Source organism: Luteibacter sp. ME-Dv--P-043b (genome assembly GCF_030209605.1).
Classification (GTDB): Bacteria; Pseudomonadota; Gammaproteobacteria; order Xanthomonadales; family Rhodanobacteraceae; genus Luteibacter.
Genome location: NZ_JARVRT010000017.1, coordinates 35,351 through 47,617 on the forward strand (window position 1 = coordinate 35,351; position 12,267 = coordinate 47,617).

The window sequence follows — 12,267 nt, forward strand, 5'->3', positions numbered from 1 at the left end:
AGCTTGCCCCGGTCTAATGGATACGCAAGTTATGGGGTAGCCGCTCCGGGTGATGCTGCGAGTGTAGCTTTCCCGGCACGCAACCTCAGTCGTCAGTGAGGCGTCGGGTGGTCACCCTCTGAGCGAGTTCGGCCGCTTGCGGCCGCTGCCCGAGCGCAGAGGGTGACCACCCGACGCCTCCTCGCCGTAGCGGCAACGACGGCGATCCTGTCCCGCAGTTGCTGGTCGCATCACCTACGAAAGCGCAAGGGCGGCAACGCATGTTTGCGACGGATGTATCGACCTACGTTGTCTTACCCGCGGCCATGCCGCGATTCGTAGGACATCGACATGCGCTTTCCCTACCGCTCATCCCTCGTCTTCGTCGCGGCGGCCATCTATCCGCTTGCGTCCCTTGCCGTGGACACGGCGCCAACGCAGTTCATCGTGCACTTCGACAGTCAGCGGTCGGCGGCTACTGCGGTGCGAACTATGTCGATATCGCCATCGCCTTCCCGTGTCGTCGCGGCGCGTGCTGGTGGCATACGCCATGTGCGGTCGCTCGGCTCGGGGGGTGACGTGTTCGAGGTGAGCGACGGCGATGCGGCGCGCCTGGCTGCGTTACCGGGCGTGGTCGATGTCGAGGAGGATCGGATCGTGACGCCTGCGCGCGGGCTGACCTCGCTGTGGCACCGGCAGTGGTACATGCACGATCCGCGCGTCGGCATCGACGCGGAGGTGGCGTGGCGCTACACCCGCGGCGCGGGTGCCGTGGTGGCCGTGCTCGATACCGGCGTCACGGCGCATCCGCAACTGGATGGCCAGCTGCTGCCCGGCTACGACTTCGTCAGCGACGCGGCGGCGGCGCGTGACGGCGACGGGCGCGATGCCGATCCCACCGATGAAGGCGACTGGCACGAGGCCGGTGAGTGCAAGTCCGAAAAGCCGTCGGCGTCGTCGTGGCACGGTACGCATGTCAGCGGCCTGATAGTGGCGCGCTCGCCGGATGGCCGCGGCGTGCTCGGCGTGGCACCGGAGGCGAAGGTCGTGCCCGTGCGCGTCATGGCGAAATGCGGTGGGCGGCTCTCCGATGTAGTGGATGCCATCGCGTGGGCCAGCGGCGGCGAACTGGCGGGTGTGCCGCCGATCACCCGGGCGGTCGACGTGATCAACCTCAGTTTGCGCACGGCCGGGGCGTGTGGACGAGCGCTGGCGGAAGCGATCGCGGGGGCGCGCTCGCGTGGTACGGCGGTGGTCGCGGCGGCCGGCAACGACGGCATTCGTGCTTCGGCGGTGTCGCCTTCCAACTGCGCCGGGGTAGTCAGCGTAGGTGCGCTGGCGCGTGACGGGTCGATGGCCCGCTACTCCAACCACGGCGACGGCGTCACGCTGTCCGCGCCGGGTGGCACGCTGGGAGCCTTCGGTGTCGACGATATCCTCTCCACCGTCGATGCCGGCAAGCAGGGTCGCGAGCGGCCGATGCTGGCCTACTACGCCGGCACCTCGATGGCGGCGCCGCAGGTATCCGCCCTGGTCGCCCTGATGCGTTCGGCCGACCCTTCCATCGCGGTGGATACCATTACCCGCCAGCTGGTGGACAACGCACGACCGCTGCCGGGCCCGTGCCCGAAGGGCTGTGGCGCCGGTCTGATGGATGCGGGGGCGACGGTGGATGCCGTCGTCGAGGATCGCGCCGGTGGTTGACCGGCGCGGGCGATCACACCGCTTCGAAGCGGTTGGCGTCGCGATTCTTGCGGACGGTCTTCGGATCCCACACGCGGCCGTTCATGGCGATGTACACACCATCGGCCAGCGACTGCACCGCGCCTACCGCACAACCGATGTTGAAGACGGCGTCCGAACCCTGGAACCGCGCCGGGTTCAGGGCGCCGGTCAGTACGATGACCTTGCCCGGGATGCCGGCCAGCACGTGCGCGGTTTCCACCATGGTGTCCGTGCCGTGGGTCACCAGCACGTGGCGATGGGGCTGGGCCTCGATGGTGCTGCGCATGAGGGCGCGGTCTTCGTCGGTCACGTGCAGGCTGTCCTTGCGCAGGATCGGAATCACCTCGAAACGGAAGGCGACGCCGAGCTGGTGCAGGATGTCGCCGATCTGCGGTGAGCCGATCTGGTAATCCGACTTGTCGTCGAAGTAGACCTTGTCGATCGTGCCGCCGGTGGTGACGATGGTGAGTTGCTGCATGGTTGACCTGCGAAGCGGGGTGAAACGGGCGCCCATCTTACATGCTGCCGGCCCCGCCTTCAGGGTCGGCCTTGCCGTCAGCCAGGGTCGGGCGCCGTGGCCAGCAGCGCGTCGTCGTCGTTCTCGGGCAACGACAGACGGTCAAGTCCGCGGGCCACGAACCGACGGCAGGCCGCTGCCGGTCGTGTATCGCCGTCCGCGGCAGCCGCCGATCGCGCCAGCAGTGCGGCGGCCATGCAGCGCGCGAGCGTGAACGCGATGCCACGGGCCGAGGCTTCCAGCGACGAGCGGTCGGAGCCGACCTCCGCGAGCAGCGCCTCGGTCGCATCCAGGGCGCGATCGATGGCCCGCCGCGTGGCGTCGCCCTCGGGTGCAAGCCCGGCCACGGCAGTGCGCAGCGGGGCGATGCCGATGCCACCCAGTGCACGCAGCATGTCCAGCGACAGCACGTTGGTGGTGCCTTCCCAGATGGCATAGACCTGCGCATCGCGCAGCAGCTGCGGCAGGCCGGTGTCCTCGATGTAGCCGGCGCCGCCGAAACACTCCAGGGCTTCGGACACCACGCGGATGGCGACCTTGGCGGTCCATAGCTTGGCCAAGGGCGTCAGCAGTCGCAGCAGGGCGACCTCCGCCGGCCCGGCCTCGTCGTGCTCGACGTGTCCGAGTAGTTCGGCCACGTGGAAGGTGAGCGCGAAAGCGGCCTCGTACTCGGCCTGCATGTCGGCCAGCGTGCGCGCATGCAGCGGGTGGTCGATGAGGCGCCGGCCAAATGCATGCCGCCGGGTGGCGTAATCACGGGCGAGCGCCACCGCGCGCGCCATGCTGGCCACGGCGCACACCGCGTTCCAGGTACGCGTGACATTGAGCATCGGCGCAATCTGGCGCACGCCATGCTCGACCGGTCCCACCGGTGTTGCGGGAAGGCCGTCGAGGTGGATCTCGGCGGTGGGCAATTCATGGGTGCCCAGCTTTTTCTTCAGCCGGTCGATAGTGATCCCGCGCCATGCGCCGTGCTCGTCGCGGGTTTCGACGTAGAACAGCCCGAGCGCCGCGGTTCCGGTGCCGGCGCCTTCCGGGCGCGCCAGGGCCAGCGCGGCCTCGCCCACCACCGCCGAGCTGAACCACTTTCGGCCGTACAACCGCCACTGCCCGTCCGCGTCCTGGCGCGCGGTGGTCTCCGACCGGCCCACGTCCGAGCCACCGGGCGTCTCGGTCATCCACTGGCCGGACAGCCAGAAGGTGGACGGGTCGCGGCTGAGGAAGTGCGGCAGGGCGCGTGCCGCCAGCGCAGCGTTGCCGGAAGCGCGGATCGCCGTCGCGGCGCCGTCGGTCATCGCCAGCGGGCAGCAATAGAACTCGCTGGCGACGTGGTAGAGGTAGACACGGGCGAACGCTTCCGCGCGTGCCCAGGGCGATGGCTCATGGCCGGCGGCGAGCACCGCATGCCGCGTGGTCATCGTCGGGCCCTCGTCCCACGCCGGCGTCAGCGCGATGCGGTCGACACGGTTGCCCCAGGCGTCCCATGAGGTGAGCACCGGTTCCGTGCGCGGTGTGCTTTGCCGTCGCTCCCATGCCATGACCGCGTAGTCGCCGAGGGCGTCAAGATCGCCTTCCAGGGCGGCGGCGCGGTCCGGTGGCAGGCGTCGGGCGAGCCAGGCACGCAGCACTCGATCGTGGCGATAGGGCTGGGCCAGCCGGGGGGCGTCCTGCACGAATGCCATGGTGATGTCTCTCGATAACGGAGCGAAGGCCCCAGCCTGCACGGACCGCGCGTGCGCGTCGATGTGCTGCGCAACATGCCGGTCGTCCGGCCGCCCTCGAGGATGGCGTTGTCAGCCCCGCCGGCGCACGCCCACGCCCAGCGTGCCGATCAGCAGCAGGGTGACGACGATTTCCAGGGCGGCCAGCCAGCGGTCGCCCGTGGAACTCCAGGCCTCCGCCACACCGTGGCAGAAATAGAACAGGGCCAGGATGCCGACCCACAGCAGGGCGCGGGTGACCCTGGGCAGCGACAACAGCGGCAGCAGCAGCGGCGGCATCGTGAGCGCGAAAGCCACCCACGTGGGAATCGAGACGGGGGGATACAGCGTGTACCAGAGCACCTGGATGGCGAGCAGCGCCGCCCAGGCCGCCAGTCCGGTCTTCTGGCTGCCGCTCAGTGCCGCGGGCCACCCGGCGGCGTGCTTTGTCATGCGGGCGTGCCGAGCCGGCGGGCGATGTCGGCTAGCCGCTTGCCCAGGGCGCGGGACAGGTCGCGCTCGTGCTCGCTGATCGCGTTCTCGCCGCGAGGGCCGGCGACATGGCTGGCGCCGTACGGGGTGCCACCGGTGGTGGTGCTGGTGAGGGCCGGCTCGGTATAGGGAATGCCGACCATCAGCATGCCGTGGTGGAGCAGGGGCACCATCATCGTGAGCAGCGTGGATTCCTGCCCGCCGTGCATCGTGCTGGACGCGGTGAAGACGGCGGCGGGCTTGCCCGCCAGGGCACCGGAGGCCCACTCCGCGCCCGTGGTGTCGAGGAAGTGTTTCAACGGCGCAGCCATGTTGCCGAAGCGGGTAGGGCTGCCCATCGCCAGGGCCACGCACTCGACCAGGTCGGCGCGAGTGACGTAGGGGGCGCCCTCGTCCGGCTCGGGCGGCATCGCCGTTTCGGTCACCGGCGCGACCGGTGGCACCTGGCGCAGGCGCGCACGCATGCCGGGCACTTCCTCGATGCCGCGGGCGACGAGTCGGGCGAGCTGGGCCGTGTGCCCGCTACGGCTGTAGTAGAGTACGAGGACGTCGTGGGACATGGATTGAGTGCCTTTGCGAAGGCACTAGTCTCGCAGAACTGTTCACGATCCCAAACCATCGGGACAAGGATCCAAGGACCCCCATGCCGTTTCGCTTCGACCGCGACCGCGCCCTGAGCTTCACCCGGTTCACCTGGCTGCGCTTCGTCGACGACAAATGCTTCGAAACCGCGGGCGCGCTGTCGTACACCACCCTGGTCTCGCTGGTGCCCCTGACGGTCGCCGTGTTCGCCATCCTGTCGGCCTTTCCCGTGTTCGCCGAATGGCGGGGCGCGCTGGCTGCCTATGCGTTCCAGAATTTCGTGCCAGCCACCGGCATGAAAATCCAGGAATACATGATGGCCTTCGCCGACAAGGCCAGCCAGCTCACCGGCATCTCCGTGCTGGTCATGCTGTTCAGCGCCGTGTCGATGATGATCAGCATCGAGGATCGCCTCAACCGCATCTGGCGCGTGCGCAAGCCGCGCGGCTGGACGTCGCGCCTGCTGCTTTACTGGGCGGCGCTGACACTGGGGCCGATCCTCGTCGTCGGCGGGCTGGCGCTGTCGTCGTACATCACTGCGTTTCCGATGCTGCACGCGGCCGCCGACCAGATCGCCTCGCAGTTCCGCCTGATCAGCCTGCTGCCCTTCGTCATCACCTTCGTGACGCTGGTGCTGATGTACACCATGGTGCCCAACCGGCGCGTGTCGTGGCGGCATGCGGCCATCGGCGCCTTGCTGGGCGCCATCCTGTTCGAGTTCGCCCGTTGGGGCTTTGCCCAGTTCATTCGCAACTCGCCCAACTACGAGGAAATCTACGGCGCGCTGGCGGCGATCCCCATCTTCCTGCTGTGGATCTACTTGTCGTGGATCATCGTGATCCTGGGTGCCTCCATCGCCGCGTCCATCTCCGCCTTCGAGTACGTGCTGCCCACCGAGGCGCTTCCCGACGGTGCGGAGTTCATCGGCCTGCTGGTGGTGCTCCAGCACTTCGTCGAGGCACAGCGCTGCGGCGACAGCATCGATCCGGCCACCATCCGCGTGCGTGAGCCCTACCTGCCGTCCAACGCGATCGCCAGCTATTTCGAGGACCTGCAGCGCGCGGACATGATCCAGCGCGGCGAGGCCGGCGGCTGGTTGCTCAGCCGCAGCCTGGATACGACCGAACTGGTTCGCGTCTATCGCTGCACGCAGTACCGGTTACCACTGCATCCGCGCGAGCAGGTCGAGCGCATGGGCATTACGCTGCCACCCGACCTGCTGGCGCTGCTGGACCATCTGGCGGCAGCGCTCGACGCCACGCTGGGCGCACGCCTGGACCACCTGTTTCCGCCGACCCCGGCACCCGTCTCCATCGAGGATTCCCCTGCATGATCCTGCGCACCCTTGCGTTCGCCGCCCTGGCCCTCGCCGTGTCGCCCACGGTCGTCGTGGCCGCCACGGCCGCCAGCCCGCAACTGAAGGTCGTCACGCTCGACGGCAAGCCCTTCGATCTTGCCGCGCAGCGGGGCAAGTGGGTGATCGTCAACTACTGGGCCACGTGGTGCGTGCCGTGCATCAAGGAAATGCCGGACATCTCGGCCTTCGTGAAAAGCCGCAAGGATGTCGCCGCCATCGGCCTGGCGTTCGAGGACACCGACGCGAAGGAGATCAAGGCCTTCGTCGACAAGCATCCCGTGTCGTACCCCATCGCGCAGGTGGACGTCACGGCGCCGCCGAAGGATTTCGACGCGCCCAAGGGCCTGCCCACCACGTACCTGATCGCGCCCGACGGCCATGTGGCCAAGACGTTCATCGGGCCGGTGACGGGCGAGAAGCTGGGCGAGGCCATCGCCAAGGGCGGCTGACCCCGCCGTCAGCCGGTCAGTCCGTCGGGCCGGTCGCGTTGGCTGGCCGCGCGACGAACGTCGCCGGCAGTTTCTTGCCGTCCGACAGTTCGAAGGTGATGGTGAGCCGGTCGCCCGGCTTCACGGCGTGCGTCGGTTTCTCCAGCATCACGTGGTAACCGCCGGGCGTGAAGGACACTGTGCCTTCGGGCGGCAGGTCCACGCTGTCCACCATCTCCATGCGGCCCATGCCACCCTCGGTGCTGCTGCGGTGGATCATCGCCTCCGCGTAGTCGGCGCTCTCGGCGCCGACGATCTTCAGCGCGCTGGTGGAGTGGTTGCGGAAGGTGACATAGGCACCGGCCGGCAGGCTGCCCGGTAGTACGCGTATCCAACCCGCGCTGGCTTCCACCGCCGTCGTATCGGTGGCGCCGGCGGTGCTGGCGACAAGCAGGAACAACGAGGCGGCGAGCGAGCGAAACGTCATGCGTGCGGCTCCAGGGAGGTGAGCAGGGTCAGGTCGTGGACCATGTCGTCCTGCGAGGACGACGGCGTGGCAAGCAGGCGCGCCTTGCCGGCGGCGTCGAAGACATAGATGGCCGAACTGTGGCTGACGTCGTAGGCGCCGTCGCCCTTGTCCGGCTCGCGGGTGAAGGCCGAGCGATAGCGCTTGGCCAGCGCTTCCACATCCGCGCCCGAGCCGACCAGGCCGACCGCGCGCTTGTCGAAGGCGTTGACGTAGTCGTGCATGATCTGCGGCGTGTCCCGCGCGGGGTCGACGCTGACGAAAAGGATGCGCACCTTGTCGGCGGCGGGGCCCAGGCGGCCCAACACCACGTGCAACTGGGTGAGCGTCAGCGGGCAGACATCGGGGCAGTGGGTGTAGCCGAAATACATCAGCGTGACCTTGCCGCGGTAGTCGGCACCGGTGACCGCCTTGCCGTTGTCGTCGGTCAGCTTGAAGTCGAGATCCGGCAGGTGGCCGGCTACGTCGTTCAAGCGCCACTCGGGCTGCGGCTCGCGCTGACAACCACCGAGGGCGACCACGGCGAGGAGGACGAGGAGGGTCAGCACGACCCGGCGGGGAAGGAACGGCTTCATGCGACACTCCGCGGGATATCCTGCGCAGGATACGCCACCCGCGCCGGCGATCAGGCGCACCCGACCGCGGAACCTTGCGAATGCGACAACCTGTCAGCGGTACCCATGCCCTCCTGGTCGGCCTGGCCGGCGCCAGCGCCGTGGCGCTGGGCGCGTTCGGTGCCCATGCGCTGCGCGGCATCGTGGACGAGGCCGGCCTGCAGGTCTGGCACACGGCGGTGCAATACCATTTCTGGCACGCCCTGGCCCTGTTCGTGGCCGTCGTCGGCCTGGCACCGGGCCGGGCGCGCACGGTCGCCATCGCCCTGTTCGCCGTCGGCATCGTGTTGTTCTCCGGCAGCCTCTATGCGCTGGCGCTGGGAGCACCGCGCTGGACCGGCGCGATCACCCCGCTGGGTGGCGTGGCATTTATCGTCGGCTGGATCGCCGTGGGGCTATCGCTGCGCCGCGTTCGGTAGTGCGGCGCGTTCGGTAGAATGCACGCCTTAAGTTCACCAGGATTCCCGCATGACGACCTTCGGCACGCCGCACGCTTCCAATGCACTCAAGGTGCTCCTGTTGGGTTCCGGCGAACTGGGCAAGGAGGTGGCGATCGAGCTGCAGCGCTTCGCCGTCGAGGTGGTGGCGGTGGATCGTTACGCTAATGCACCGGCGATGCAGGTGGCTCATCGCAGCCATGTCATCGACATGCTGGACGCCGATGCGCTGCGTGCGCTCATCGAACAGGAGAAGCCGGACCTCGTCGTGCCCGAGATCGAGGCGATCCACACGCCCACGCTGGTGGCGATGGAAAAGGAAGGCCTGCGGGTCATTCCTACCGCCAAGGCCGCCTGGCTGACGATGGATCGCGAGGGCATCCGTCGACTGGCCGCGGAAGAACTCGGCCTGCCGACCTCGCCCTACCGCTTCGTCGACACACACGAAGCATTCGTCGACGCGGTGGCCGCGCTCGGCACGCCCTGCGTCGCCAAGCCGGTGATGAGTTCGTCGGGCAAAGGCCAGAGCGTGCTGCGCACGCCAGCGGATGCGGATGCGGCCTGGGAGTACGCCCAGGCCGGCGGTCGCGCCGGGCGGGGGCGGGTCATCGTCGAAGGTTTCATCGACTTCGATTACGAAATCACCCTGCTTACCGTGCGCCATCGAGACGGCGTGTCGTTCTGCCCACCCATCGGCCATCGCCAGGAAGACGGCGACTACCGCGAGTCGTGGCAGCCGCAGGCGATGAGCGACGCGGCCCGCGCCTCCGCCGAGCGACAGGCGGATACGATCACCGCGGCCCTGGGCGGCTGGGGTGTGTTCGGCGTGGAGTTCTTCGTCCGCGGCGACGAGGTGATCTTCTCCGAAGTGAGCCCGCGGCCGCACGATACCGGCCTGGTCACGCTGATCTCGCAGGATCTTTCCGAGTTCGCGCTACACGCGCGGGCCATCCTCGGCCTGCCCGTGCCGGAGATCCATGCGTTCTCGCCCGCCGCGTCGTGCGCCGTGCTGGTGGAGGGGGAAGGGCAGGCGCCCACCTACCATGGCGTGGCCGAGGCACTGGCGGAGCCAGGCACCATGCTGCGTATCTTCGGCAAGCCCGAGGTGCGGGGCCGTCGCCGCATGGCGGTCACGCTGGCGCGTGCCGCCACCGTGGAGGAAGCCCTCGCCAAGGCCAAGCGTGCTGCCGGCCGCATCCGCGTCGAGCTCTGAGCCCACGGGCCCGACAACGGCCGTTCACGCCCGAATGTTAAGCTGCTGCGCTTCCCGGTAAGACCCACGCCCATGAGCGGACGCAAAGACAACCACGATCACGAACGTCGCGGTCGCACCGAGCCGACCCTCGGGCGGCTGGACGACCTCGACCGTCCCGCGCCGCCCGTCGACGACGGGCTGCCGCATATCGTGGTGGATACGCCACGCCACCGCCCCGGCCCGACGGCGCCCCCGCCGAAGCGCCCGCGCAAGCGCGGCTGGCTGATCCCGGTGCTGGTGCTGGTGCTCATCGGTGGCGTCACTGGCCTGTGGCTACAGCAGGATCGCCTGCGCACGCTGATGCCCGCCACGGAACTCAACGACATCCTCGGTCAGGCCAACCGTGCGCTGGCTGCCGGCAAACTCGACGGTACCGCGGGCGACAGCGCTCGCGAACTGTTCGAGAAGGCCCGCGACCAACAACCGGACAGCGACCAGGCCAGAGACGGGCTTCGCCGCGTCGGCATGGCGGAGGTGGCGCGCGCGGATGCGGCCCTCGCCGCCGGCAACCTCGACGAGGCGCAGGCGGCACTGGACGTTGCCCGCGAACTGCTGGGTGGCGGCAGCGACGTGGAACGACTGACGCAACAGCTGTCGCAGGCGCGCAATCCCCAGGGACGCACCGCGTCGCTGGTCGACCGCGCGCAGGCGGCCTTCGCCGCCGGGCAGCTGGACGGCGACGAGGGCGCCGGTGCCCTTTATCGCCGCGTGCTCGATGCCGACCGCAACAACACGGTGGCGGCGCGCGGCCTGGACAAGGTCGGCGATGCCCTCGCGGCGCAGGCGCGCCAGGCCATCGCCGCCAACGACCGGCCCAAGGCCAATGCCCTGGTCGATCGCATCGCCATCCTCGTCCCGGGCTACAGCGACCTGCCGTCGCTGCGGGCGTCGCTGGCGGAAACCCGCAAGCAGGACGACCAGGCCACCGCGGCCTTGATCCAGCAAGGCAACGATGCCATGCGCGCCGGGCGTTTCACCGGCGACGGCGACGACACCGCACTGGCCCGGTTCAAGGCGGTGCTTGCCGTGGACCCGGACAACGCCGCTGCCAAGGCCGGTCTGGGCCAGGTGGCGCAGGCGCTGATCGTGCAGGCCAATGCGGCGCTGGACAGCGAGGACGATGCCCAGGCGGCGAAACTGCTGGAACAGGCGACCAAGCTGGCGCCGAAGTCGGCCGAGTTGGCCGCGGCCCGCGCTCGTCTGGGCGGCGGCGACACCGGCACGCCGCATGCTGCCGTGCCGCCAGCGCGTGCAACCCAGGGCGCGCCCGTGGCCGCCGCCGCTGACGACGACACGTCCGAGGCGTCCCTCGCCGTCAGCCCGGAGCAGAAAGCGCGGGTCGCCGCGCTGGTGCGTCGTGCGCAGGCCGCCACATCGCGCGGCGACATCATGGACCCGCCCGGCGACAGCGCCTACGACCTCTATCGCAACGCCCTCTCCATCGACGGCAACGACCCCACCGCACGCGCTGGCCTGCAGGGCTTGCCGGCGCAGGTCGAGAAACAGATGCAGCAGGCCGTGGCCAGCGGCAACGTCAAGCGCGCCGAAGACCTCTACGCCACGATGTCCGATCTCGCCCCCGGCGACGCCGCGCAGGGCGAGATGCGCCATCGCCTGGGCAGCGCGCTGATCGACAACGCCTTGCAGCGCTCCAGCGCCGGCGACCGCCAGGGCGCGTTCCAGGCCCTGGACCACGCGCGCCGCTACGTGCCCGACGATCCTCGCCTGCAAAGCGCCTACGAGCGCATTGCGACGGGACGCTGAGCGCGATGACGGTACTGGTACTGGGCGGCTCCGGTCAGATCGGACACTTCCTGCTTCCCCGGCTCGAGGCCGCCGGCTACGCCTGGCAGGCGGTGAGCCGGCAGCCCCTACCGGGCGACGCGCGCTGGGTGCGTGGCCAGTTGCCCGATCGCATGCCCGACCTGCCGCCGCTGCGTGCCGTGGTCTCGCTAGGGCCGATCGACCTGCTGGCCGCCTGGCTGGCCGAGATGCGCCTGCCGGGCGTGCCGCACGTCATCGCTACCTCGTCAATGAGCGCGGAGACCAAGCGCGAATCCGCGGTACCCGAGGAGCGCGAGGTATCGCGGCGGCTGCGCGATGCCGAGACCACCCTGATCGCCACCTGCGCGTCGCGGGGCATGCCCTGGACGGTGTTCCGGCCCACGCTGATCTACGGCGCGGGCATGGACAAGAGCCTGACCCCGATCGTGGCATCGGCACGCCGGCGTCACGTGTTTCCGCTGCCCCCCGGGCGTGGCCAGCGCCAGCCCGTGCATGCCGACGACATCGCGGCGGCGGTCGTTGCGGCCCTGGGTACCGCCGCTGCCCGCGGGCGCACGCTGCCCATCGGGGGTGGCGAGCGCATCACCGCGGCGGAGATGTTCCGGCGCACGCAGCGCAGTGCCGGGGGACTGGTGTTGCCGGTGCCCGTGCCGCGTGTGGTACTCGACCTGGCGGCGGCCCTTTCGCCTGCGATTCGCGGCCCTGTCGCCCGGCTGGATGCCGACCTGATCGCGGACAATGGCGACCTGGAAGCGCTGCTCGACGTGCATCCGCGGGCTTTCCGCCCTGTCGCGGCGACCTGGCGGCCGGTGCGCTGACCTTGCTTGCCCTCGCTTTGCCCGCTTCCGTTCAGATGACTGCCGGTGAACT

13 protein-coding genes are annotated in these 12,267 nt (G+C 69.5%); 7 read left to right on the plus strand and 6 right to left on the minus strand.

Going from position 1 to position 12,267, the window contains the following annotated elements:
- Positions 1–330: 330 nt before the first annotated feature.
- A complete protein-coding gene (locus QRN34_RS10825) occupies positions 331–1,683 on the plus strand; it encodes a S8 family serine peptidase (RefSeq protein WP_285404418.1) in 1,353 nt (450 codons plus the stop codon).
- 13 nt (positions 1,684–1,696) lie between these two features.
- Here the strand turns inward: QRN34_RS10825 and QRN34_RS10830 are convergent, their stop codons facing one another.
- The 4 genes from QRN34_RS10830 to wrbA all read right to left on the minus strand — a co-directional run bounded on the left by QRN34_RS10830 (position 1,697) and on the right by wrbA (position 4,973).
- Complete coding sequence (locus QRN34_RS10830; protein ID WP_036140315.1) at positions 1,697–2,182, minus strand: asparaginase domain-containing protein; 486 nt, start codon at positions 2,180–2,182, stop codon at positions 1,697–1,699.
- A gap of 77 nt (positions 2,183–2,259) precedes the next feature.
- Entirely contained in the window at positions 2,260–3,903 is a 1,644-nt protein-coding gene (locus QRN34_RS10835) for an acyl-CoA dehydrogenase family protein (protein WP_285404420.1), read from the minus strand.
- Positions 3,904–4,014: 111 nt separating this feature from the next.
- The gene (locus QRN34_RS10840; RefSeq protein WP_285404421.1) at positions 4,015–4,374 is read right to left on the minus strand and encodes a DUF2069 domain-containing protein; all 360 of its coding nucleotides are present in this window, start codon (positions 4,372–4,374) and stop codon (positions 4,015–4,017) included.
- Complete coding sequence (gene wrbA / locus QRN34_RS10845; protein WP_036140321.1) at positions 4,371–4,973, minus strand: NAD(P)H:quinone oxidoreductase; 603 nt, start codon at positions 4,971–4,973, stop codon at positions 4,371–4,373. The genes QRN34_RS10840 and wrbA overlap by 4 nt, the downstream gene beginning before the upstream one ends.
- A gap of 83 nt (positions 4,974–5,056) precedes the next feature.
- On the opposite strand from wrbA, the gene QRN34_RS10850 reads away from it, so the two are divergent.
- Positions 5,057–6,328, plus strand: coding sequence for a YihY family inner membrane protein (locus QRN34_RS10850; RefSeq protein WP_036140322.1), 1,272 nt, complete (start codon positions 5,057–5,059; stop codon positions 6,326–6,328).
- Complete coding sequence (locus QRN34_RS10855) at positions 6,325–6,801, plus strand: TlpA disulfide reductase family protein (protein ID WP_051938655.1); 477 nt, start codon at positions 6,325–6,327, stop codon at positions 6,799–6,801. The genes QRN34_RS10850 and QRN34_RS10855 overlap by 4 nt, the downstream gene beginning before the upstream one ends.
- Positions 6,802–6,817: 16 nt before the next feature.
- Here the strand turns inward: QRN34_RS10855 and QRN34_RS10860 are convergent, their stop codons facing one another.
- Both QRN34_RS10860 and QRN34_RS10865 read right to left on the minus strand, forming a co-directional pair.
- Positions 6,818–7,267: a copper chaperone PCu(A)C gene (locus tag QRN34_RS10860; RefSeq protein WP_285404426.1), complete on the minus strand. Its 450-nt coding sequence runs from the start codon at positions 7,265–7,267 to the stop codon at positions 6,818–6,820.
- Positions 7,264–7,881, minus strand: coding sequence for an SCO family protein (locus QRN34_RS10865; RefSeq protein ID WP_285404428.1), 618 nt, complete (start codon positions 7,879–7,881; stop codon positions 7,264–7,266). Before QRN34_RS10865 ends, QRN34_RS10860 begins: the two co-directional genes overlap by 4 nt.
- A gap of 80 nt (positions 7,882–7,961) precedes the next feature.
- Between QRN34_RS10865 and QRN34_RS10870 the strand changes: the two genes are divergently transcribed.
- From QRN34_RS10870 to QRN34_RS10885, 4 genes are all read left to right on the plus strand, one after another.
- Positions 7,962–8,339 (plus strand): DUF423 domain-containing protein, encoded by a 378-nt coding sequence (locus QRN34_RS10870; protein WP_036140327.1) that lies wholly within the window; start codon positions 7,962–7,964, stop codon positions 8,337–8,339.
- Between the two features lie 49 nt (positions 8,340–8,388).
- Entirely contained in the window at positions 8,389–9,570 is a 1,182-nt protein-coding gene (gene purT, locus QRN34_RS10875) for a formate-dependent phosphoribosylglycinamide formyltransferase (RefSeq protein WP_285404431.1), read from the plus strand.
- A gap of 72 nt (positions 9,571–9,642) precedes the next feature.
- The gene (locus tag QRN34_RS10880) at positions 9,643–11,376 is read left to right on the plus strand and encodes a hypothetical protein (protein ID WP_285404433.1); all 1,734 of its coding nucleotides are present in this window, start codon (positions 9,643–9,645) and stop codon (positions 11,374–11,376) included.
- 5 nt (positions 11,377–11,381) lie between these two features.
- On the plus strand, positions 11,382–12,215 hold the full coding sequence (locus tag QRN34_RS10885; RefSeq protein ID WP_285404436.1) for an NAD-dependent epimerase/dehydratase family protein: 834 nt from the start codon (positions 11,382–11,384) through the stop codon (positions 12,213–12,215).
- Positions 12,216–12,267: the final 52 nt, after the last annotated feature.